General features: G+C 42.7%; 22 protein-coding genes and 1 tRNA gene. 3 read left to right on the top strand and 20 right to left on the bottom strand.

Annotated features, from left to right (window positions below; translation table 11 throughout):
* Positions 1 to 8: 8 nt before the first annotated feature.
* The 14 genes from R2Q85_RS00365 to R2Q85_RS00300 all read right to left on the bottom strand — a co-directional run bounded on the left by R2Q85_RS00365 (position 9) and on the right by R2Q85_RS00300 (position 15027).
* Entirely contained in the window at positions 9 to 1232 is a 1224-nt protein-coding gene (locus R2Q85_RS00365) for an efflux RND transporter periplasmic adaptor subunit (RefSeq protein ID WP_316809750.1), read from the bottom strand.
* A gap of 2 nt (positions 1233 to 1234) precedes the next feature.
* On the bottom strand, positions 1235 to 2455 hold the full coding sequence (locus tag R2Q85_RS00360) for an efflux RND transporter periplasmic adaptor subunit (protein ID WP_316809749.1): 1221 nt from the start codon (positions 2453 to 2455) through the stop codon (positions 1235 to 1237).
* Positions 2433 to 3692: a TolC family protein gene (locus R2Q85_RS00355; RefSeq protein ID WP_316809748.1), complete on the bottom strand. Its 1260-nt coding sequence runs from the start codon at positions 3690 to 3692 to the stop codon at positions 2433 to 2435. Before R2Q85_RS00355 ends, R2Q85_RS00360 begins: the two co-directional genes overlap by 23 nt.
* Entirely contained in the window at positions 3676 to 5613 is a 1938-nt protein-coding gene (locus tag R2Q85_RS00350; protein ID WP_316809747.1) for an efflux RND transporter permease subunit, read from the bottom strand. Before R2Q85_RS00350 ends, R2Q85_RS00355 begins: the two co-directional genes overlap by 17 nt.
* Positions 5610 to 6908, bottom strand: coding sequence for an efflux RND transporter permease subunit (locus R2Q85_RS00345; protein WP_316809746.1), 1299 nt, complete (start codon positions 6906 to 6908; stop codon positions 5610 to 5612). The genes R2Q85_RS00350 and R2Q85_RS00345 overlap by 4 nt, the downstream gene beginning before the upstream one ends.
* 180 nt (positions 6909 to 7088) lie before the next feature.
* Complete coding sequence (locus R2Q85_RS00340; RefSeq protein ID WP_316809745.1) at positions 7089 to 7487, bottom strand: HYC_CC_PP family protein; 399 nt, start codon at positions 7485 to 7487, stop codon at positions 7089 to 7091.
* Between the two features lie 74 nt (positions 7488 to 7561).
* Positions 7562 to 7774, bottom strand: coding sequence for a heavy-metal-associated domain-containing protein (locus R2Q85_RS00335; RefSeq protein WP_316809744.1), 213 nt, complete (start codon positions 7772 to 7774; stop codon positions 7562 to 7564).
* A 22-nt stretch (positions 7775 to 7796) separates the two neighbouring features.
* On the bottom strand, positions 7797 to 10025 hold the full coding sequence (locus R2Q85_RS00330) for a heavy metal translocating P-type ATPase (RefSeq protein ID WP_316809743.1): 2229 nt from the start codon (positions 10023 to 10025) through the stop codon (positions 7797 to 7799).
* Between the two features lie 90 nt (positions 10026 to 10115).
* The gene (locus R2Q85_RS00325; protein WP_316809742.1) at positions 10116 to 10817 is read right to left on the bottom strand and encodes a lycopene cyclase domain-containing protein; all 702 of its coding nucleotides are present in this window, start codon (positions 10815 to 10817) and stop codon (positions 10116 to 10118) included.
* The gene (locus tag R2Q85_RS00320; protein WP_316809741.1) at positions 10814 to 11290 is read right to left on the bottom strand and encodes a sterol desaturase family protein; all 477 of its coding nucleotides are present in this window, start codon (positions 11288 to 11290) and stop codon (positions 10814 to 10816) included. The genes R2Q85_RS00325 and R2Q85_RS00320 overlap by 4 nt, the downstream gene beginning before the upstream one ends.
* Positions 11287 to 11802 (bottom strand): hypothetical protein, encoded by a 516-nt coding sequence (locus tag R2Q85_RS00315; RefSeq protein WP_316809740.1) that lies wholly within the window; start codon positions 11800 to 11802, stop codon positions 11287 to 11289. The genes R2Q85_RS00320 and R2Q85_RS00315 overlap by 4 nt, the downstream gene beginning before the upstream one ends.
* Complete coding sequence (locus tag R2Q85_RS00310; RefSeq protein ID WP_316809739.1) at positions 11799 to 12635, bottom strand: phytoene/squalene synthase family protein; 837 nt, start codon at positions 12633 to 12635, stop codon at positions 11799 to 11801. Before R2Q85_RS00310 ends, R2Q85_RS00315 begins: the two co-directional genes overlap by 4 nt.
* A gap of 3 nt (positions 12636 to 12638) precedes the next feature.
* Positions 12639 to 14138 carry a phytoene desaturase family protein gene (locus tag R2Q85_RS00305; RefSeq protein ID WP_316809738.1) on the bottom strand — a complete coding sequence of 500 codons (1500 nt, stop codon included), beginning with the start codon at positions 14136 to 14138 and terminating at the stop codon, positions 12639 to 12641.
* Positions 14128 to 15027 carry a MerR family transcriptional regulator gene (locus R2Q85_RS00300; RefSeq protein WP_316809737.1) on the bottom strand — a complete coding sequence of 300 codons (900 nt, stop codon included), beginning with the start codon at positions 15025 to 15027 and terminating at the stop codon, positions 14128 to 14130. Before R2Q85_RS00300 ends, R2Q85_RS00305 begins: the two co-directional genes overlap by 11 nt.
* A gap of 109 nt (positions 15028 to 15136) precedes the next feature.
* Here R2Q85_RS00300 and R2Q85_RS00295 point away from each other — a divergent pair, with 109 nt between their 5' ends.
* Both R2Q85_RS00295 and R2Q85_RS00290 read left to right on the top strand, forming a co-directional pair.
* Positions 15137 to 15904 carry a methyltransferase domain-containing protein gene (locus R2Q85_RS00295; protein WP_316809736.1) on the top strand — a complete coding sequence of 256 codons (768 nt, stop codon included), beginning with the start codon at positions 15137 to 15139 and terminating at the stop codon, positions 15902 to 15904.
* A gap of 55 nt (positions 15905 to 15959) precedes the next feature.
* Complete coding sequence (locus tag R2Q85_RS00290; RefSeq protein WP_316809735.1) at positions 15960 to 16433, top strand: ankyrin repeat domain-containing protein; 474 nt, start codon at positions 15960 to 15962, stop codon at positions 16431 to 16433.
* A gap of 68 nt (positions 16434 to 16501) precedes the next feature.
* On the opposite strand, the gene R2Q85_RS00285 is transcribed toward R2Q85_RS00290, so the two are convergent.
* The gene (locus tag R2Q85_RS00285; protein WP_316809734.1) at positions 16502 to 18691 is read right to left on the bottom strand and encodes a catalase; all 2190 of its coding nucleotides are present in this window, start codon (positions 18689 to 18691) and stop codon (positions 16502 to 16504) included.
* Between the two features lie 138 nt (positions 18692 to 18829).
* Positions 18830 to 19363, bottom strand: a complete 534-nt coding sequence (locus tag R2Q85_RS00280) for an RNA polymerase sigma factor (protein ID WP_316809733.1) — start codon at positions 19361 to 19363, stop codon at positions 18830 to 18832.
* 391 nt (positions 19364 to 19754) lie between these two features.
* On the opposite strand from R2Q85_RS00280, the gene R2Q85_RS00275 reads away from it, so the two are divergent.
* Positions 19755 to 20501 carry an NUMOD1 domain-containing DNA-binding protein gene (locus R2Q85_RS00275; RefSeq protein ID WP_316809732.1) on the top strand — a complete coding sequence of 249 codons (747 nt, stop codon included), beginning with the start codon at positions 19755 to 19757 and terminating at the stop codon, positions 20499 to 20501.
* A 214-nt stretch (positions 20502 to 20715) separates the two neighbouring features.
* Here the strand turns inward: R2Q85_RS00275 and R2Q85_RS00270 are convergent, their stop codons facing one another.
* The 4 genes from R2Q85_RS00270 to R2Q85_RS00255 all read right to left on the bottom strand — a co-directional run bounded on the left by R2Q85_RS00270 (position 20716) and on the right by R2Q85_RS00255 (position 23626).
* Complete coding sequence (locus tag R2Q85_RS00270; RefSeq protein WP_316809731.1) at positions 20716 to 21885, bottom strand: ATP-binding protein; 1170 nt, start codon at positions 21883 to 21885, stop codon at positions 20716 to 20718.
* A 175-nt stretch (positions 21886 to 22060) separates the two neighbouring features.
* Positions 22061 to 22144 (bottom strand) — tRNA-Leu (locus tag R2Q85_RS00265).
* Between the two features lie 22 nt (positions 22145 to 22166).
* Positions 22167 to 22931, bottom strand: a complete 765-nt coding sequence (locus tag R2Q85_RS00260; RefSeq protein ID WP_316809730.1) for an MBL fold metallo-hydrolase — start codon at positions 22929 to 22931, stop codon at positions 22167 to 22169.
* 38 nt (positions 22932 to 22969) lie between these two features.
* Positions 22970 to 23626, bottom strand: coding sequence for an outer membrane lipoprotein carrier protein LolA (locus R2Q85_RS00255; protein ID WP_316809729.1), 657 nt, complete (start codon positions 23624 to 23626; stop codon positions 22970 to 22972).
* Positions 23627 to 23634 lie beyond the last annotated feature (8 nt).

Genomic DNA, 23634 nt, shown 5'->3' with positions numbered 1-23634 from the left:
TTTAATAATTATTTTTGACTGAGCCCATCAACAGGGTTCTTTCCTTTTTTAAGGATATACTCACTGTACAACAGGTATGCCCCGGTAACCACCACCTGATCACCATTTTTCAGCCCCTTAACTATTTCTACCCGGTCATCGTTTTCCTGCCCGGTTTTCACCAGTTGAGGTACAAAGCTATCTTTACCTTTTTTGAGCCAGACATGCATGCCTTTTCCATCCCTTACTACTGCATTTACAGGTAGGCTGAGTACCTTACCTGCATTTTCAGCAGGCAGAAACACGTTGGCCTGCAAACCTGGTTGCCATTGGTTTCCAGGGTTGGGTATCGCGCCTCTGATCTGGGTAAGCTGGGTTCCGGATTGCAATGATGGGTTAATGAAGCTGATGGTCATTTCCTGAGGTTGTTCTTCCCAGCCTGCAATGACCACTTTAACCTTCTGCCCCGGTTTCACTTTTTTTGCTTCATCCGGATAAACGTCGGCCTCGACCCACAATTGTCCGTAGCCTTCCAGGCGCAGAACCGGACTACCTTCGCTTACGTATTGCCCCTGAGTTACGGATACTTCAGCAACGACACCGCTTTCAGGTGCATAAAACAGCACAAAAGGATCTTTTTTCTGCGTTTTAACCAGTTGCTGTACCTGCTGTTCAGATTGTCCGTACAGCAGCAGCTTCTGCCTGGCCGAAGCCACAATCTGCTTTTCTATCCGGTCTCCCTGAAACTGTCTTTCCTGGGCAATCGCCATCAGGTATTCTTGCTGAAGCGTAGCCAGCTGTTCAGAATAAAGCTGATACAGGGCCTGTCCTTTATTTACCATTACCCCGGTTTCTTTTACATAGAGTTGCTCAATTCTCCCAGCTATCCTGCTGGAAATATAGCTGCTCTGCTCTGGATTAACCACCAGCCTTGCGTTTAACTGTTTGGCACCGGAAAGGTTATTTTCGCCAATCAGCACTGTGGTGACATTGGCCAGTGCCTGGCGCTTTTCATCAATTTTTAATGCTTTGTCATTGCTGTTCTTTTCAAAAGGGACCAGGTCCATTCCGCAGATAGGACAAGTGCCCATCTCATTTTTTATGACCTGTGGGTGCATCGGACAGGTAAAAGTTTGCATTTTTTCTTTCACAGCACTCCCTTCCACTTTTTTTCCGTCATTGCATGCGGCAATAAACACCGATGGAAGCAGCACCATCAGCGCAATGTTTTTGATGAATATTTTCCTTTCCATACCTATTCTGATGTTTTAATAAAGCTCTCACTATCTACCAGGTAAGCCGCATTTTTACTCAAAGCCCAATTGTGAATATCTGTTTTAACCTGTACCATACCTGCAATGCTGACCCCGGCATCCACTTCCTTAGGGATAAAAACATTCCCTTCTTTCTTAAAAACTATCCGTTTATTTCCTAGGGATACCATGGCCGACGCTGGCAGCCACCATGATTTTGGCAGCAATACAGGAATTTTTGCCGTAAGCAGTTCACCCACCCTAAAATTGGGCTTGTGCAGGTATACCCTGGCAATCGTAAAATCCGCTCCATCTTTAAATACAGGCTGGATCAAACCAATACTTGCCGTTTCCAGACTGTTCTTGTTACTGGTTTTATAAAACACAAAGCGATGTCCTTTTTTCAGGAGTGAAGCTAACGCAGGTTTTAAAGAGAATTCGGCCACAAGACGGTCTGAATTGTAAATGGTAAAGATCGATTGCCCGGCACTTACATATTGTCCTTCCCTTAACATTACGGGACTGCTTGAAGGAGCTGCCGGCGCGGGCACCACAGCTGAACCTGACGAAGTTCCACCTCCCATACCACCCATTCCATCACCTCCAGACGATGGCACTCCGGCCGCAGCAGCAGCCGGAGCAGCAGTGGCGGCAGTTTTTTCCAGAATATACCCATCAGCATTGCTATACACTGGAATGCGGTAATTAACCTTACCCGTCTTTAACACCTGGTTAACTGCCGAAGCACTCATCCCCAGGAGCATTAAACGTTGTTTGGCACTGTTCAACATTGCAGGATCTGTTTCTGAACGCTTTAAAAACAGCAGTTCCTGCTGTGCCGCAGCAAGATCAGGTGAATAAACTTCCATGATCAGCTGTCCTTTCTTAACCGGCTGGTAATTGTATTTGATCAGTAAACGTTCTATCCTGCCACTTACCCGGCTGGCAATGCTTTTTTCATTACGGGTATCATAACTCACCACCCCTTGTACCTCTTCTGTGAATATTTTGGTGCCATAACTTGCTTTAATTACCGGCAGTTTGGCTACTACCTGCTCATTGGAGGGTTTTAACAAATGAGACAGGTTGCTGTCAATGTTTACAAGTGCAGGATGCCCGTGTACATCCTGCTTTACCTTTTTGCGGTTACAGGCAGCGAAAAGCAACACGGCTACCAAAACAGGCAGCAAAAACAGTGGCTTAGCGATAGATTTCTTTCTCATAATCTGCAATCATTAAATAAAGCTTCAGTTTCTCATCCAGCACATTGCTTTGCATCATGGTTAGTGCCTCCCAGGCCCCAACTACTTCCGGCAATTCCATTTTGTTTTCACGATAGCTTAAAAAGTTCAGGTCTAATGTTTTTTGCAGGGTTGGGATGATCTTGTTCTCCATCGCAGCAATGCGTTTTTCCATAGACCCGATCTCAAACTGCATGCCGTATAACATCCCCTGGGTTTCCTGTAGCATGGCTGCCTTCTCTTTGTCCATGGCCAGAACCTCATATTCCATACCCTTTACTTCCGATTTGTACATTTTGGACGACCATGGCGCAATAGGTATGCTCACCATTCCCATTACGCTAAAGGCTTTGGGCATCATATTGGTTAAGGGCGACATATGGTCGAACCTCAGCTTAAAATCCGGTCTGCTTTGTTTTTTCATTGCTTCAATGTTCAGCTGCATAGCCTGTATGCTGTAGTCCATTTTTTTAATATCATTACGCGCCATTGCGAGGCTTCCGGTATCAATAACTGCAGCCGGAACAAATAAGGGCTGGTAAGTAGTATCAATGGCAAATCCGGCATTTCCCTGCCTGTTCATCAGGCTGTTTAGCCAGGCGCGCGCTTTTGCAATGTCTCCCTCCTGCATGCGGATCATGTTCTGGTTCTCTTCCAGCTTAGCGGTGGTTTGATATACACTGCTCAATTTCGACTGGTTATACGGATACCTGATCTCCTCAATCTTCTTCATCATCTCCATGATCTTCTGGTTCCGCTGTAAAATCACAATCCGCTGCGCTGCTATCAGCCAGCCAAAATACAGGCGTTTGGCCTGTGCCTTATACTCGTTTAAGGTTATACCACGGGTTTCATTTTCCACCTTCCCTTTTGATTCCATGTAACGCTTATTGGCATTCAGCTTAACGGGATTTGGAATGTCCTGCTCCAGCTGTACCATTACCGAACCTTTGTCCCTGTCGTCCATCAGCACCTGCCCCGGGTAAGGGGTCATAAATGTTCCAATTCCTACCATCGGCGCCATCCAGGCCGTTGCCGCCCTTGCCGTATGCTTATAGCTTTCTGCCTTTAAACCATACGATTGCAGCATGAGGTTGTTTTGATCAATACGCTGCAAAATGGTATCCAGCGAGAGTACCGGCTGTTTTTCCTGTGCCATCGAATAAAAAGGCAGCAGCAGCAATAAAATGCCTGTTATTTTTTTAATGTTGTACATCATGCACCTCCAGTTTTCCATATTTTCTCAATTCATACTCCTTGGACATTAAAAAGATCAGTGGGGTAACCAGTAAAATGTGTGTAGATGAAGTCAGTACCCCACCTATCATGGGCAAAACAATGGGCTGCATCACATCCACACCAACCCCGGTTGCCCAAAGCACAGGTATCAGCCCGAATAAAGACACACATACGGTCATTAACTTTGGTCTTAACCTTTTTGCCGCCCCATGGATCACGTATTCCCTCAGGTCATCCCTGGTTATGGTTTCACTCGAATTGCCTTTCAGCTTAATCAGCTGCTGCATGGCGTCGTTCAGGTAAATCACCATTACAATCCCTGTTTCTACAGCAATTCCAAACAAGGCAATAAAACCTACTGCTACACCAACTGACAAATTCACGCCCCAGAAATATATCATATAAGCTCCACCAATTAAAGCAAAAGGAACAGTGATCAGGCTTAAAAAAGCTTCTCTTACCGAATGAAAAGCAAAGTATAGGGAAAAAAAGATAATGACTAAAACTACTGGTGCGATCCACATCAGGGTTTGTTTACCCCTGATCAGGTTTTCGTATTGTCCGCTCCATTCCAGGAAGTAGCCCTCAGGTAATACCCCTTTTTCTTTATTCAGTTTTTCCATAGCATCCTGAACAGTACTGCCCAGATCCCGGTCACGCACATTGAACATGACCGCTCCCCGTAAAATGGCATTATCAGAACTGATCATTGGCGGGCCATCTTCAAATTTCACTTCCGCTACAGCGGATAGGGGAACTTCGCCAAAACCTGCTGACTGTATTGGGATGCGCTGTATGCGCTCCACGCTATTCCGGTAGTCTTGTGCCAGGCGTACACTAATGGAAAAACGTTGCCGGCCTTCAATGGTATTGCCAACAGTAGCGCCACCCAGTGCACTTTCTATTACCTGGTTTACGTCATCTACATTTAAGCCATAACGTGCCAGCTCATCCCTTTTGATATTGATGGACAAGTATTTCCCACCCGTAATAGGCTCTACAAAAAGATCGCTTACCCCAGGTGTGCCTTCCAGCGCAGCTTTAACTTTTTCAGATACCGCAGCGATCGTATCCAGGTTTTGCCCGAACACCTTAATTCCTACGTCAGTACGGATACCGGTAGCCAACATATTGATGCGGTTGATAATGGGCTGTGTCCAGCCATTTACCACACCAGGTATCTGTAATTTGGCGTCCAGTTCAGTTACAATGTCTTTTTTGGTAATGCCTTCGCGCCATTCACTTTTTGGTTTCAGTGTAATGATTGTTTCAATCATACTGATCGGCGAATTATCGGTAGCGGTATTGGCCCGCCCGGCCTTACCCAATACTTTATCCACTTCAGGTACCGATTTAATGATTTTATCCTGGACCTGTAAAATCCGCTTTGCCTCCGCATTTGATACATCCGGCAAAGTTACCGGCATAAACAGAATACTCTGCTCATCCAGCGGAGGTATAAACTCTGTGCCCAGGTTCTTCAGCAGTGGAATGGTAATCAGCAGCGCGATCAGATTAATCGCTATAGTGGTTTTTCTCCATTTCAATACGGTTCTGATGACAGGCTCATAGATCTTCTCCAGAAACCTGTTCACAGGATTCGCATGGTCAGGTTTAAATTTTCCCTTCATAAAAAAAGAAATGAGCACAGGCGCCAGAGTAATGACCAGGAGTGCATCCACAATCATGATGAATGTTTTGGTATAGGCCAGCGGATGGAACAACTTACCTTCCTGTCCGGTTAACATAAACACCGGCAAAAAAGAGGTAATAATGATGACGGTTGCAAAGAACACGCCTCTGGAAACCTGTTTACTGGATTTGGTGATTATCGCAAGGCGGTCTTCTTCTGTAATCCAGTCAGGTGATTTCTTAAATATATTTTTAAACCAGGTTATCATGATGTTGTTGTTTTATTTTGGTCCTTTTCCCACAGTTCGTACCGCTCTGCCAGATGTTTATAAGCATTTTCACTCATGATGATGCCATTGTCTACAATTACCCCGATGGCCAGCGCAATACCTGTGAGTGACATGATGTTTGAGGAAATACCAAAAGCATTGAGCACGATAAAACTGGCTGCAATAGTGATGGGTATTTGTATGATAATGCTCAGTGCGCTGCGCCAGTGGAACAGGAATATGAATACAATGAGTGAGACCACGATCATCTCTTCTATCAATGTATTTTTGATGGATGCCACCGATTCCTTAATCAGCTCGCCCCGGTCGTAAACTATGTCAAATTTCACCCCCTTTGGCAGCCCTTTGGCCACCTCTTTCATTTTGGTCTTTACCCTGTCAATCACCTCAGCGGCATTTTCGCCATAGCGCATCACCACAATGCCACCTGCACGTTCCCCTTCTCCATCCTGATCAAATATGCCCAGCCTGGTTTCACCAGTCATTTGCACGGTAGCCAGATCGGATATCCTTACAGGTGTCCCATTCTGACTTTTAACCGGGATATTGGCGATTTCTTCCAGTGACTTCAGGTAACCTGAAGTTTTAATGATATAGCCCATATCACTCATTTCAAACTTGCGTCCGCCTGATTCATTGTTATTGCTTCTCACGGCTGCGATCACCTGTGGCACGGACAACTTATAATACAGCAGTTTATTGGGATCTACAGCTATCTGGTATTGTTTCTGGAAGCCACCAAAGGAGGCGATCTCACTTACCCCCGGTACATTTTGCAATGCAAATTTCACGTACCAGTCCTGTATGGCACGCTGCTCACCAAGGTCCATATCCGGCGCATCCAGTGTATACCAAAGTACATGGCCTACACCAGTGCCGTCAGGCCCAAGCTGTGGAGCAACACCTTCAGGCAGTGTTTTTGAAATGGTACTGATCCTTTCCATTACCCTTTCGCGTGCCCAGTACACATCTACATCATCATCAAAGATTACGTAAATGAAACTCATCCCAAACATCGAAGAACCCCTTACATATTTAATTTTTGGGATGCCCTGTAAATTGGTGACCAGCGGATAAGTAACCTGGTCTTCTATCAGTTGCGGCGACCGCCCCATCCATTCGGTAAACACAATAACCTGGTTTTCTGAAAGGTCGGGAATGGCATCTATCGGATTCTTTTGTACAGCAAATACTCCCCATACAAACAGACCTGCTGATAGTACAAGTACTATAAAGCGATTGCGCATGGACCACTCTATAATACTATGTACCATTTTAACAGGATAATGTAATAATAAAATACTTTCATAATAGCAGGAACGCTGATTAAAAAAACGTTAGTAAAAAATATATGAAATTGAATTTAAAGCAGGTATGCTTAGGATTACTGTGAGTTTACAGCATCTCGATACTTAAAGCAATAGTCTTTTAAGTAGATAACCGGGCAGCAGGTATTATATTCTGTAGGTACAGTTTTTCAGGTAAACAGGAATTTGCTGTTCATCAGGCGGGGCATTACTCCATGCTGTTCCCGTAATTTTTACAGGTACAGGTGCCTGGTAACTGACAAACAATTCAGGCAGGACACTCAAAGACGGCAACTGATCAAATTTATAGATGACCTGGTTTACTTTCTGGGATTTCGCCACCTTAACCTGTTGTTCTACGTCTTTACAGCAGGATTTTTTTTTGGATGCTGATTTCGGCATTCCGCAGAAATCGCAAATTGTACGGGATTGTTTTTCCAGTCCCCAGCTTACCAGTTCGCCCATGCAATAATGAAAATGCACAGTTGCCCCGCTGGATACGCCCAGGTAAAAAATGGCAAGTATGGTTAGCAGTGTTCTTTTCATTATCATTCAAAGATTGAAAAAAGAACGGATATATTTTTATATAATTCCGTTCTTTTTTTATAAAACCCCGTTCACTATAGCTCTTCTGCCACGTATCCGGCCTTTTGAAGGGTATGGACTACTTTTTCGGCATTCAGTTCTTCCCTGGTTTCTACCGTTAAAATTTTCTCCGGATTATCGGTATCGACCTCCCATTTGGCAATTTCCGGAAGTTCATTCAGAAATGGGGATACTGCGGCAATACATCCGCCACATTTGATATTTGTTTTAAATTTTAGTGTTTCCATGATATTATTGATTTAAATAGATTTATATAAGTTTTGCCAGTTTTAAACGGAGGCTGTTACTCACTACTGATACCGAACTCAATGCCATCGCTGCACCTGCAATCATCGGATTCAACAAAAATCCATTGATCGGGTACAGCATGCCGGCAGCAATCGGGATGCCGATCAGGTTATAAATGAACGCCCAGAATAAATTCTGACGTATGGTTTTAACGGTTAGCCTGGATAGGCGCAAAGCTTTAGGTACCTGCTGCAGATCGGAAGAAACCAGTGTCATTTTCGCCACATCAATGGCTATATCCGATCCTTTGCCCATGGCTATTGAAATATCAGCCTGCGCCAGTGCCTGGCTGTCATTGATACCGTCACCAATCATTGCTACCACTTTTCCCTGTCCCTGTAGCTGTTTTACAAAACCGGCTTTATCAGTTGGCAGTACTTCAGCCTGAAAATGATCAATCCCTACCTGTCCTGACACAGCAGCTGCAGTCTGGTGGTTATCCCCGGTAAGCATATACACCTCAATGCCTTCATCTTTTAAAGCAGCAATTGCTTTCGCAGAACCAGCTTTGATCTGGTCAGCAATCGCTACAACAGCCAGCACCTGCACAGTATTGATAAAATAAATTACCGTTTGGGCCTGTTGCTGCAGCTCCTCAACTTTAGTTTGCAGAACCGCCGGCACCACTACATTTTGATCTTTTAAGATCTTATGACTGCCTGCCCAATAGCTTTCACCTTCAAAGCCTGCGCCAACACCTTTGCCAGTGAAGCTTTCAAAACCAGTTACCGCAGCTCCTTTGATGCCGGATGCTTTCAGGTGACGAACAATCGCTTCAGCTAATGGATGTTCTGAGGCCTGTTCCAAAGCAATCAATACCTGTTCCAGCTTCTGTTTGTCCCGGGGAAGTTCGTTTGCCCATGCTACATGCGTTACTTCGGGTTTACCTTCAGTAATGGTGCCTGTTTTGTCTAAAACAATGGCATTTACCCGATGTCCCTGTTCCAAAGCCTCGGCATCTTTGATCAGGATGCCATTTTCGGCTCCTTTACCAATACCTACCATGATTGCCGTAGGCGTAGCCAGGCCCAAGGCACAAGGACAGGCAATGACCAGTACAGTTACCATAGCAAGCAATCCCTGTGTAAAGGCATGTTCACCTCCAAAGATCATCCATGCGCCCAAACTGGCAACCGCAATCAGGATCACAATGGGTACAAATATACCTGCAATTTTATCCACCAGTTTTTGCACCGGTGCTTTAGAACCCTGGGCCTCCTGCACCAGTTTGATGATCTGCGCCAGCATGGTTTCCGCCCCTACCTTTTCCGCTTTAAATTTAAAACTCCCTTTCTGGTTGATGGTTCCCGCAAATACTTTATCACCTTCTTTTTTAGCTACCGCAACAGGCTCACCGGTAATCATGCTTTCATCTACATAAGAACTTCCTTCATACATCAGGCCGTCAACGGGGATCTTTTCCCCCGAACGTACCAGGATCTGGTCAGCAATACGTACATCAGCTACCGGAATTTCCTGTTCGCCATCGTGTGTAACCAGCACCACAGTTTTCGGTTGTAAGCCAACCAGTTTTTTAATGGCTGAAGAAGTATTGGATTTCGCCCTTTCTTCCAACAGCTTACCCAGCATGATAAATACAATTACCACTGCCGCGGCCTCAAAATATACATGCGGGTGTAAGCCCTTACTATGCCAGAATCCGGGATAAAAAGTATTAAAAACACTGAAAATATAAGCGATACCGGTTGATAAAGCAACTAAGGTATCCATATTGGATTTGCCATATCTGGCTTGTTTCCATGCATTGATAAAAAAGGTTCTGCCAAAAATGAACAGTACCGGTGTGGTTAAGGCCAACATATAATAATTGCCATCAGGTATGTCCATAAAGAACATTCCGATAACCACAACCGGGATGGTCAGGATCAGTGACCAGATCATTCTTTTTTTTAGCGTTTTGTAATTATTCTTTTGTGCTTCCTCCTGTAATTTCGTAGCGCCTTCCTGTGCGACAATTAAATCATAGCCAATAGACTGAACAGCCTTTTGCATGACATCGGGCTGTATCACATCGGGCTGATAACTGACCTGTACCGTTTGTGTAGCATAATTCACAGCAGCCTTATCTACGCCCGGCTGGCTGCCGATGATAGATTCAACACTAACGGCACAGGCTGCACAGGTCATCCCCAGTACCGGCATCGAAATTGTTTCTACATTTTTGTTCATGGCTATCCTTGTTTAATTAACTATACAAAGGTAGCCTGCAGAAGGGCCGGTATTTTTACAGGATTCAGTAAATAGTTTATAAAATTTTGATCAGGAAAGTCCGGTTTTTAAAGTTTTCTGCTTTAAATAGGAATAAATGAGCACATTCATTAAAATCAGGCCCATTCCGTAAAACACATCTTCAACAGGTATGGTGAGTATCCTTAGGCCAAAAATCTCCGCTTCATTGTACCATACCACAGGCTCGTCCAGCCCTGTTCCGGTAAGCAACCCGTTTACAATCAAAAATGGAAAGAGTAAGATGGCATATATGATATAAAACTTACCCAGCCAGTTTACTTTTAATATATATCTGCTCAAGGCCAGCAACAGCGAAAGACCCGTAAACGTAACTATAGTGTACATTTTATCGGTGTTTAAAAAACCAACAACGGCAAATATGCTCATAAAGAAAGGGCTCAGTATGCGCTCCGTAGCATGCGGAATTGATTTTTTGAGGAAAAGATCTAGACAGTGAAAAGTAAAAACACAGGCATACGGAATACAAAAAAAGAATAGGATCTCTTCTAAAGGCAGGTTACTAATCTCAATACCGGTTAGGTATCTTGCATTAAAACCCCACACCCCAATGCCGGTAAAATAAATATCCCAGGTTATAAAAAGAAATCCAGTCAACATCACAGCCGGGAAAAAGGCCTTCCAGGTTTTATAAAAATTCAGTCTGGGGTGAAAGGAAAAGATAAACGGAATGATGATCGTAAAAAAGTCAATCAGGAGATAAGTATATTTCATACTACAGCAGATTTTTTCTTTTTCTCTTTAAAATAGCTAAGCGGTACCCACAGCATGCCAAAACATTCTCCATGTTCTTTATCCAGGTGCTTATGGTGCATTTTATGCGCCCTTCTTATGGCTTTAAAATACCAATGTTCTGAATTTCTGAATATTTTAAATCGTTGGTGTATAAAAATATCATGGACAAAAAAGTAAGCAGCTCCATAAATCGTAATACCCAGGCCAATAAAAAATGCGAATGAATAGTCATAAAACGTTCCTGCTGCCAGGCAAATAATCCCAGGAATAGCAAAAATGAGAAAGAAAAAATCATTTCGTTCCAGAAAGCCTTCATGATCTTTACGGTGATGGTCTTTATGCAAAGACCACAACAGTCCATGCATGATATATTTATGGGTAAACCAGGCAACTCCTTCCATTAAAATGAATGTACCTGCAACAATTGCTATACTTATAATCCAGTTGTTCATCTTTGTTGTTTGCTGAATATTTTTACCTGCTCACGTTCTTCTTCAGAACAGTATTTTGAGGAAGACAAGAATTTAACAGCCCGTTGTTTCAATTCAAGATCTTCAATCGTATTGAGTTTTTCCATTAAAAAAAATTTATCTGCAGCAATATGGCCATTATAGCCAAGAAATGCGGGCAGATTGGTTTGAACAGAAAACCTCAAAAACCTGATCTCCACATTTTCCGGGCTTTTTTTTACGGCACTTTCGATCCAGATCTTTCCTCTTTTAAATCTTTTCCATTTCATGATCGGATTACCAGCATGTTTAGCCTGTAGCATTTCAGCTACTCCCTTATAACAAATCAGTAAAGGAATTGATTTTTCTTCAGTTGAAGACAACATGGCTAAAAGTTTATCTGCTGAAGCTTTATCTTCAGCAGCACGAAAATACAAAGTTCTGATTTCCCTCACTTTGGGTTCTGCAAAAGAGCTGAGACCTGCAAACAAAAATAAAAACATCAGAAATTTCATAGGGCATTCATCTTAAAACGGATCATCGAATCGAACATTAACCCGAATTTCTGGCTGTTGGAGATCCGGATGCGCTGGCTCATTACTTTTTCCGCAGTTACATTTTTTATTTTATTAAACAGCTCTTTATAATAAATATAAGCCAGGTATACCCCACTCCGGGACGAAACAGGGAGCTGTTTGATGCCGGTAAGTGCAGCTTTAAATTCGCCTTCTATATCGGCTTCAATCCTTCGCTTTTCTTCGTTAGAGAATTTAGAAAGATCAACATCAGGAAAATAAGTCCTGCTTAAAGTATAATAATCTGCATTTACGTCCCGCAAAAAGTTAACTTTCTGAAAGGCAGATCCCAGTTTCATAGCCGAATCCTTCAGGCGTTCGTACTGTGCATCATCACCATGAGTAAAAACTTTTAAACACATCAGTCCTACCACCTGCGCAGAACCCAGAATATACTGGTTGTATTTTTCGGGGGTATAACTATTCTCTTCCAGGTCCATTTCCATACTTTTAAGGAACAGGTCCACTAAATCTTCGGTGAGCTGATAGTCATTTACAACCCGCTGAAAGGAATGGAGAACGGGGTTCAGACTGATGCCCTGCGCAATGGCCTCAAAGCAGTCGCTTCTGAATTTGGAAAGTAAAAACACTTTATCGTAGTCGTGAAAACTATCTACAATTTCATCGGCAAGCCTGACAAAGCCATAAATGGCATAAATTGGATTTCTCAGTTTTTTATTTAAAAAATAAATCCCTAAAGAAAAACTTGTACTGTAACGCTTGGTGGTGAGCATACTGCATTCCGCAGCTAACTTGTCGAAGGTCTCTTTCATAGGTTAATCATTAAAGTACTTTATCATTTGTTTTGCAGCTATATTTCCGGAAATGATGGATGGGGGCACACCTGGTCCGGGGACGGTAAGCTGCCCTGCATAAAAAAGGTTGTCAATCTTTTTATTCTTTAAAGAAGGTTTTAAATTGGCGGTTTGCCTGATCGTATTGGCAAGACCATAGGCATTTCCCTTGTAAGAATTGTAATCTGAAATGAAATCAGCTACACAATAGCTTTTTTTATAATCTATATTTGCCCTGATGTCCAGGCCAGCATGGTTTTCCAGGCGCTTCATGATCAGGCCAAAATATTGCGCTCTTAGATCTTCGCTATCCTTTACACCAGGTGCAAGCGGCATCAGTATAAATAAATTTTCGTGTCCGGCTGGCGCAACCGTATCATCTGTTTTACTGGGACAGCACACGTAAAACAAGGGTTTAGAAGGCCATTGTGGCTCCTTATAAATCTCAAAAGCATGTTGTTTCAGGTTTTCATCAAAAAACAAAGTGTGGTGGTTCAACCTGTCAATCTTTGTGGTTACACCAATATAGAAAATCAGACAGGACGGTGCCATAACCCGCTTAGCCCAGTATTCTGCTGTATAATTCCGCTGCAATTCATCCAACAGGCAGGTTTCAACATGATGGTAATCGGCTGCAGCAATAACTCCATCAAAGTTCTGACTGCCGGTGGATGTACTCAGTTCAATCAGATTTTTTCCGGTTTTCTTTAAACCGCTTACAGGCAGATTCAAATGAAATCTTACCCCTTGTTTTTCAGCTACTGTTTTCATTGCATGAATGACATTTCCAAAACCGCCCGTTGGATACCAGGTACCCAGCTTTAAACCCGCATAATTCATTAAACTGTATAAGGCAGGGGTATCTTCGGGCATTGCACCTAAAAAAAGTACGGGAAATTCCATTAAAGCGATCAGCCTGGGATCTTTAAAATATTTTCTGACGTGTTTGCTGAATGCTGTAAATACATCTAGCCTAAATACTCCTTTTATCAGGTCCTTATCTGCAAACTCCAGCAAGGAAAGTCCTGGTTTATACACCAGTTTTTCCATACCAACTTTGTATTTATATGCTGCTTCTTTCAGAAAAAACTGGAGATTTAAGGCGCTTCCGGGCTCTATCGATTCAAATAAACTACATAATTCCTCAAAATCTGCCGGAATATCCAGTTGTTGCTGCAGATCAAACACTATCGAAAAGCCCGGATCAAGGAGTTTCAGCTCATAAAAATCACTCGCTTTATAGCCGAAGTCATTAAAAAAACGCTCAAAAACATCCGGCATCCAATACCAACTTGGGCCCATATCAAACACATAACCGTTTTCGGTAGTCAGCTGCCTTGCCCTTCCGCCAATTTCTGCATTCTTTTCGTAAACTTCAACCTGATAACCTTGTTTTGCAAGATATGCCGCCGCACTGATGCCGGCAAATCCAGCACCTATTACAGCCATACGCGGCCTTTCTTTTCTGGTTTTAGTTGACATGCGTTATGTTTTTAATGTTTTTTTCAAAATCCTGGATCGACTGGAACCAGTTGATGTTTTCGGCCAGCTTTAACTGACTGATCAGTCTGGAGTTGCCTGCGAGGTGAATTGTTGTATCTCCAAAAACAGCACTCAATTCATCCAGATAAGCTGATGCGTCAGTTAAAGTCCTTGAGCGAACCATGAACAGCAGCATGTGCTGCACCTTATTATGTACCATCGCATCTTTAAGCGATTCAAGCGGAACTCTTCCACCTAAAAAAATTACCTGCTGGCCCGAAAGTTTTAACATATAATACGCAAACAGCAAACCGATATCATGATCCTCATCTTCTGGTAAAAAAAGCATCCAGGATGAACCTGCAGCACCTTTTATGACCACATCATTGATGGCCACAAACAATTTTTGCCGGATGATATTTGATAAAAAATGTTCTTGTGCAGGACAAATATGATCTCTTCGCCACATCAAACCCAACCGTACAAGCAACGGATAGATTACATTTTTGTAACTGGCTGTCATGCCATGGTCATTGATACATTTTGAGATGAGCTGACTGAACTTATGCTCATTGTATGCCAAACCAAAATTAAGCAATTGTGAAATGTAATATTCAAATTGGGCATCATCAGATACCGTATCGTCTATTTCCTGCTTCAACAGCAAATCAATTTCCTGGTCAGAAAGCGAACACACCTGTGATATCTTCATGCCCGACTGGCTTAAGCCTACAATATTCAGCAGTCTACGCAAGTGGTTATCGTCATAAAAACGGGTATTACCTGCCGAGCGCATAGGTTTAAGGGCATTATATCTCCTCTCCCAGATACGGATGGTATGGATCTGTACGCCCGACAATTGTTCAAGATCGGAAATAGAATACTTCATTTTGTCTAGATATTTAATAATTAAATATAGACAATAATAACAAGATTCAAAGCAATTAGTTTTTTATGCACATGATTTCGTATTTTAATCCTGCAATCAAAAAATAACAATGCCCTGGAACCCTGAAGTATACAATAAATTTAAAGCCGAGCGCTTCGCGCCATTTTACGACTTACTGACCTTACTAAAGGTCAGGCAAGATCTGCAGGTGATCGATCTGGGTTGCGGTACGGGCGAACTTAGCCGTAAACTGGCAGACTATCTGCCAAATGCAAACGTACTTGGCATTGACGCTTCCGCAGAGATGCTGCAAGGGGCGGTTGAATTTGAAGCTGAGGGGTTAAATTTTGAGCAGCGGAGTATTGAACAGCAGCTAAAAGAAGATTCCAGATGGGATCTCGTTTTTTCAAATGCAGCTTTACAATGGCTGCAAAATCACGAAACTTTGATTCCTTCAGTTATAGGGATGCTGAAACCTGGCGGACAATTGCTGGTCCAGATACCTTCTAATCATGACCATTTTACCCATGAAACCATTCGTAATTTAGCTGCGCAGGAGCCTTACTGTTCTGCGTTAAACGGTTGGACAAGGATATCCCCGGTACTGAATATTGAATCTTATGCAAAGATACTGTTTGATCTGGGTGGCTCAGAAATTACTGTTTTCGAAAAGGTCTATCCTCATGTGCTCAAGGATGCAGCAGCTTTGGCAGACTGGGTTTCTGGCACAGCATTGATTCCTTATCTGGAAAAATTGCCGGAAGAGCTCAAAAAAACATTTACCGGGCACTACCAAATGCAATTGTATCAGCGCTTCCGGGAATCCCCGGTTTTCTATCCTTTTAAGCGGACATTAATGGCGGCTGTTTTTGGCTGACATCAAAACATTTTACGGATGCCTGTTGTTAAACATTCATCAGCATATTTGAATTATGACACAAACTACACAGCTCATTATCCATGCCGCAAGGATAGGGAACATAGAAGTATTACAGGAATTGATCCGGCAAAAAACTGACCTCAACACAAGGGATGAAAAAGGGTATACGCCGCTGATCATCGCCTGCTACAACAACCAATATCAGGCGGCCAAGTTGCTGCTGGAGTCTGGCGCCGATGCCAATGCGCAGGATCAGGGAGGAAACACCGCATTAATGGGCGTAGCTTTTAAAGGTTATGGGGATATTGCAGCACTGCTGATCAATTGCGGAGCTGATTTGAACCTGCAACACGGCAATGGCGGAACAGCCCTGATGTTTGCTGCCATGTTTGGAAGAAATAATGTATTAGCACTCCTGCTGGCCAATGGTGCCGACAAAACGGTACTGGATGTTCGCGGCTTATCAGTGGTTGATCTGGCTGCGCAACAGGGAAATGAAGCTGCAATTGAACTGTTAGAAAATTAACCCAACTTTGTATATACAGAAATGCCCGGCAGTTGAGCTGCCGGGCATTTCTATTAGGGTATTTCTACTTATGCCGGAACTTTTCGCGGCTTTTCCCGTTCCCAGAAACGATGCTGAGCAATGGCCATGATAAATTGTTTGGCCAGCTTAGCTGCATCGCTCCCAATAGCCACACCTTCTCTACGTATAGTTTCATCTGCAGCATCCTTAGGAAGCTTTTTGGAAAAGTAAGTCGCTTCCAGCACTTTTATGGCATCCTGGTCTGCGGCAATCGCTTTGCAGTGTTTAAAGGCCTCGTTTAGAAAATGAATGGCATTGGCTTCCGTTTCCAATACGGCTATACTTTTTGCACCTCCAGGTACATATACCGCATCGTAAAGTACAGAAGCAGCAGTTAAAAAACTCTGATCAACCGGAATACCGCTACCATCAGCAGCTTTTATCACCCCAAGTTTCGGAGCTACCAGTTCCACTACTGCTCCAGCAGCTACCAGCGCTTTTTTTACCAGGTTTAAGGAATCTGCAGCCACACCATCTGCTGCAAGAATCGCTATTTTCCTGGTTTTAATGGTGTCTTTAACAGTATTCGCCATACTCAAAGCAGCAGATGATTTTAAACTACTCTTCACAATTAAAGGCTGATAATCTGCAATTTTACCATCGGCAGGAATGCTATGGTTAATGGGTTGCTGTGGTGCTTTAGATACCGGCAATCCCAGGGCAGATGCTACATTGGCAGCCAGTTTCAGGTCAATCAGCGAAAGAATACCCAGCATCCTTTCGCGGATAGCTATTGTTTTTACTTTTCCAAGTTCAAAACTTAAGGCATCAGTAATGTGGTTCTTTTCCGGTTCAGACTGGCTGTTGAAAAATAGTGTAGCCTGACTGAAATGATCAAAAAAACTTTTGCTTCTTGCCCTTACTTTTTTTGCGTCAATCCGCTCCTGGTAGGAAGTAAAACCACCGTCAGCCGATTTGGCCTGTTCAGGATCATTGTGACCTATTGAGTTGGGGCCATAACTTGTTTTCCCCTTATTGATGGTTTGCCGCATGAAACCATCTCGCTGGTTATTGTGTACCGGAACAACCGGACGGTTGATCGGAATTTCATGAAAATTTGGTCCGCCTAACCGGATCAGCTGAGTGTCGGTATAGGAAAATAACCGGCCCTGCATTAAAGGATCATTGCTAAAATCTATTCCAGGCACAATGTGGCCGACATGAAAGGCAACTTGTTCGGTCTCGGCAAAGAAATTATCAGGATTGCGGTTCAGAGTCATTTTACCAATACGCTGTACCGGCACCAATTCTTCAGGTATGAGTTTAGTCGGGTCAAGCAAATCAAATTCAAACTTAAATTCATCCGCTTCAGGAACGATCTGCAGGCCAAGCTCCCATTCAGGAAAAGCCCCGCTTTCAATGGCATCCCACAAATCCCTGCGGTGAAAATCCGGATCTTTTCCGGAAATATTCTGCGCCTCATCCCAGGCTACGGAATGCACGCCTAACAAAGGTTTCCAATGAAACTTAACAAAACAGGCCTCCCCTTTTTCATTAATGAGCCTGAAAGTATGTACGCCAAACCCTTCCATCATCCTTAAGCTCCGGGGAATGGCACGATCACTCATTGCCCACATGATCATATGAGCAGATTCGGGCATCAGTGAAATGAAGTCCCAAAAGGTATCATGTGCCGAGGCAGCTTGTGGCATTTCGTTGTCGGGTTCTGGCTTTACAGCATGAACCAGATCCGGGAATTTCATGGCATCCTGGATAAAAAATACTGGCATATTATTTCCTACCAGATCAAAATTGCCCTGTTGGGTATAAAACTTTACCGCAAATCCGCGCACATCTCTCGCCAGATCCGTAGATCCCCTGGATCCTGCTACGGTAGAGAACCGTACAAATACAGGAGTCTCTGTTTCCGTATCATTTAAAAAATGGGCCTTGGTAACAGCAGCCTGCGACTTATACAGCTTAAATACACCATGGGCTCCCGATCCCCTTGCATGAACAATCCGCTCTGGAATTCGTTCATGATCAAAATGGGTGATCTTCTCTCTGAGTATAAAATCCTCCAGCAACGTGGCGCCACGTTCGCCTGCTTTTAACGAATTCTGATCGTCATTGATCCGGACACCGTGATCGGTTGTCATCCATTCACCTGTAGCATCAGCAGTATGCGGCTGCAGGGATCTAGTTTTTTCATTTTCGGGTTGGTTTCCCGGTTTTACCGGGCCATTCTTTTTTGCCATAATGTTAGTTTTAAATGGATCCGTTCTTTTTTCCGGGCCATAAATTTTTAAACTTCAGCAAGAATTGACTGATGTATGTAAAGAACCTATTGAAATGAAAATTGTTTCGATTTATACGGTGTATTTATACACTAAGCATTAAATAAGTGCTGCCTGCCCTGCCATACGCTCGCTATACATTTTCAGCTGGGCTTTCAGGGCCTGACGTGCCATGTGAATGCGGGTTTTTACGGTGCCGATTGGTATTTGTAACTCATCAGCGATCTCATGATACTTATATCCCTCAAAATACTTTAAAAAAGGAACTGAATAATCAGCAGGCAATTTATCCAAAGCCTTATTGATGTCTTCCATCACAAATTTATTTTCTCCCAGGTTACTGGCCGCACTACGGCTCAGCTGATGAGAAGAAAGATCTTCAGAGGTATCCATGATGGATTTGCGCTTTGCCCCTTTTCTATAATCATTAATAAATGTATTCCGCATGATCGTATACAGCCAGCCCCGTAAATTCGTCCCTTCTTTATACATGGCATGATAGCGTATGGCTTTAATGACGGTGTCCTGCACCAGGTCTCCGGCATCTTCAGTGTTTCCGGTAAATTTCAGGGCAAAGGCTTCCAGGCAATTCTGGTGCTTGCAGATCTCAGCATTCAGGGTCATGTTTTCCATAGATAAATTTTGTTTAAGGTTAGAGACATAAGTCTATACAATCCACATACCAAAATCATCAGATTACCTCCTGAAAAAAATTAAAAACTATGAAAATCCGGCTTAGGATGATCTCAGGCCAGAAAAAAATGTTAAAACACCGGTATTAATTTCTCAAACCCAGCATAGCGCTAAACTCTGGCACAATTGATGCAGAAAGCGGATTGCTTTAGTGAAACAAAACCAGAAAATAAACGTTAAAATATTTACCAAATCCTTCCATCAACATTATTTGGTTTAATTAATTTAATATGAACATATTTGCATATATCGCACAAATAGGTGTTCCTGTCCAAGCCGCTCTCCAATCAACCCTCCGGTAAACACAGGTCTAAGCTTAATTCGTTAAAAAATGGAACAGATCACAGAAAAACCAAAGGCAGTTAAACAAACAGGAAGATGGCTTGTCAGCCGTTACTCTTTAAGCGGGCAATTGCTGGAAACCTATAAAAATACTTCAGTTGCAGCTAAAGCCATGAATACCAATACCAGCAATATCCATGTTGCAACCAAAAACGACGGCAGGTCCGTTACCGCATGCGGCTATCTTTGGCGGCCAGGCAATGAACCTCAAATTGACATTGAGGCCCTACTTAAGAAAAAGTGGTACCATGCCTCACCATTAGCAGCAAAACAACAAACCGTTGGGCAATATGATTTGCAAGGTAACCTGGTTGACACACATATCAATACTCTGACGGCTGCAAAAGCAGTGGGTGTACATCAAAATGGCATCCGGGATGTGATTAAAGGCCGGGGCATGACCTATGGGGGCTTTATCTGGAGCAAGACCATTAAGAAGAAAATTGCTGTTGACCCGAGAATAACAGCAAAACTGGCGGGGGTTGCACAATACGATATGGACGGACGCTGGATCCGCTCTTTTAAGAACTGCTATGAGGCATCGAGGCTTACTGGCATAGACAATGCACTTATCCACTATGCCTTAAATGATGTTCTGATCAGCGCTGGTGGATATCTATGGCGTAAAGGCCAGCAGCTGAGAATCAACATCAACGAACTGCGCAGGCATCCGAGTTACAAAGGTTCGGAACTGCAAAGGCATATGAAAAGAAAAAGGGAAATGGCGACACAGTAGCATGATTAAATAAAGAAGCCTCCGGAAATTTCCGAAGGCTTTTTATCAATTCCGATACAATTGTTTCGGTGAACTTATCCGGTGCTGATAAGTTGGTGTACTCCCAAACTCTTATTTAACGAACAATTTCATTGAGGATATGAAGAAAATCAAGGATATCCATACATTTCAAGACTATTAGTAATACGAAAGCATATTAAAATGAACCATCAGATCACAGTTCACTTAAAATATTTTTCAAGAAAAATTGCAATCCGCTAACTGTCGTTTTTTCATCCAAAGCATACTGCTTTTCACCAGGAGTGATCACAAATGCCTTTTCGATCTGTAAATCCTCCAAAACATTGTAAAAACCTTTAGAAAGAGAGGGAACTGTGGCATATTTAATTTCAATAGCCACAACAGGTTTAAGCCCATCTACCAGTATGACATCACATTCGGCTCCATGTTGCGTTCGATAATAATACATCTCTAGGTATCTAGGTTTCAACTGATAGATCTGCTCAATGACATAACCTTCCCAGGAAGCACCGACAATGAGATTTAAGGGAAGTTCAGTACTACTTTTGATTCGGTTTAACTGATGTAGTAAGCCACTGTCCCGAATATAAACTTTGGGTGCTTTTACTACTCGTTTTTCCACGTTGATGTACCATGCAGGTAATTGCCTAACCATGAAAGCCCCCTCCATAAAATCTAGATATCTCTTTATTGTCGTGCTACTCACACCCAATGCCCTGGCATAATTTTCTGCGGTCCAAATGCTTCCTGTATTTGCAGCCAACATATACCAAAAATTACGAATAAGTACTTCGGAAAGGTTGACTCCAAAAAGTAGGCTAAGATCACGCTCTATATATGCCCTGATAAAGTTTTCTGCCCATAATGAAAATTGCTGATCGGTAGTACTTGTTAATGCAGTAGGAAAGCCCCCCCTAAACCAATGCTGCTCTCGCGAAATACCACTACCAATCGCTTCCAATAGATTCACCGGCGACATTTCAGCAAAAGCAATACGACCAGCCAAAGATTCAGAAACCCCTTTGACCAATGCTGGTGATGCTGAACCAGTAAGTATAAACCTTCCGACCATTCTATTCTGGTCAATAACAGGCCTTAATTGTCGGAATAGATCGGGTACACGCTGAATTTCATCAAGAACTATACAAGCATCTTTATATTGTTCAAATAAGAATGCAGGATTCTCCATACGCGCTATGTCATCATCATTTTCAAGATCAAAATATATCACTTCCCGTAGACTGTTTTTTAACAATTCACGGGTGAGCGTAGTTTTGCCTACTTGTCTTGGACCTAGCAAAGCGACAGCTGGAAATGTCTTAAGCAACATATCCAGTTCTTGTTGTATTCTACGTTCGATCATAAATCAAAGATAAGCAATCTACCGAGTAATATTCAAATTAAATTTGAATATTACTCGGTAGTATATTTAGAAAATCATACTCGAAATCAAAAAAGCTGCAGAAATTAATCTACAGCTCCTTTAATAATTTTGTTAAGAAGATTTAACACCATACTAACACAGTGTTAAAGACATGTACCCGAGAGCAGATTCGAACTGCCACGCCGTTGCCAGCGCCAGCCCCTCAAGCTGGTGCGTCTACCAATTTCGCCACCCGGGTATTTGGTTTTGCAAATATATACTTATTCACCTAATATCGTCAAGCCATCATAGGCTAATTTTATATTAGCTGGCAAATCTTTTTCCACATGGGCATGCAAGCCTAAATTATGGCTGATGTGCGTAAAATAAGTAGTCTCTGCACCCATCTTTTGTGCAAAGGTAATGGCTTCATCCAAGGTAAAATGAGAGATGTGCTGTTCCTTCTGCAGTGCGTTTACAACAAGAATACGGGTACCCTTAATCTTTTCCGCAGTTGCTTCAGGTATGGTCTTTGCATCAGTAATGTACGTAAAACCGGCGATTCTGAAACCCAGAATGGGTAACTTATAGTGCATGATATCCAACGGGATTACGGCAGTTTCGCCAATATAAAAAGTTTCAGTATCAATTGTATGCAGGTCTATTTGCGGTAAACCAGGATAATGAACTTCGGAAAATATATAAGAAAATTCTTTTCTCAGCGCATGCTGCACCCTTTCAGTAGCATAAATGTCAATGTTCTTTTTTAAAAGATAATTGAATGGGCGGATGTCATCCAGGCCGGCAATATGGTCCTTGTGCTCGTGCGTAAACAATATGGCATCAAGGTCATTTACCCCCGCACGCAGCATCTGGTACCTGAAATCGGGACCACTGTCTATCACCATAGTCTTATCAGCCGTCTCAATCAATACAGACACCCTTAAGCGTTTATCTTTATGATCTGCAGACTGGCAAACTACACAGTTGCAAGTAATAACAGGTATGCCCTGAGATGTGCCCGTACCTAAAAATGTGATCTTCAAAATATATTTGTTGCAAGCATATTACCAAAAATAACAATTTACCTTAAATCAACTACTTCTACGCCAGGATATTTCTTGCTGTCAAAAGTAAAAGTAGATTCAGGTACTTTTGCATTGGGCACAAAGGTTTTTACATTATAGGTATAGCTGTTGCCATTTTTTTCCAGAACCAGAGCAGTAGCAATTTGTTTGGCTACTTTATCTATGCTCAGTCGAATCTTAAAATATGGCTTGTTGATATCTGTAGGCGTCAGATCGATCATCTGGTAAACTTTAGCACCTATCTTTTTATCGCCGGTGTACAGATATTTAAAACCCTTTTCGTAAATGGTAAAAATTTTTGCGGGGTTCAGGGCATCATCACTATGGTCTACATTTGTAACCTGAACTTCCTTTTCTTCTTTTAAATAAGTCCATAAGGTCTTACCATCACTGATCATCTCCTGTCCGGTCATGCTCACCTTATATTTATTGGATCTGGCTTTGATGTAAAGCGTACCCTGTTGCGTTTCCCTGGCGTTAGCCTGCTTGCTTTCAATAAGTAAAGTAAAATCAGTTTTCACCACATCATAAGAACGGTATTTTTTACTTACTGCAGTCAATATCGTTTTTGCCTTTGCATCTGTTTGGGCAGTTGCAGCACCAGCGATTCCTATAGCTATAAACAGCAGGGTAATTTTCTTCAATAATTTCATCAGCATGT

The sequence above is a fragment of the Pedobacter heparinus genome, assembly GCF_032678725.1.
Lineage (GTDB): Bacteria > Bacteroidota > Bacteroidia > Sphingobacteriales > Sphingobacteriaceae > Pedobacter > Pedobacter heparinus_A.
Note: the sequence above shows the minus strand (reverse complement) of the source record. Positions and strands in the feature narration are given on the sequence as shown.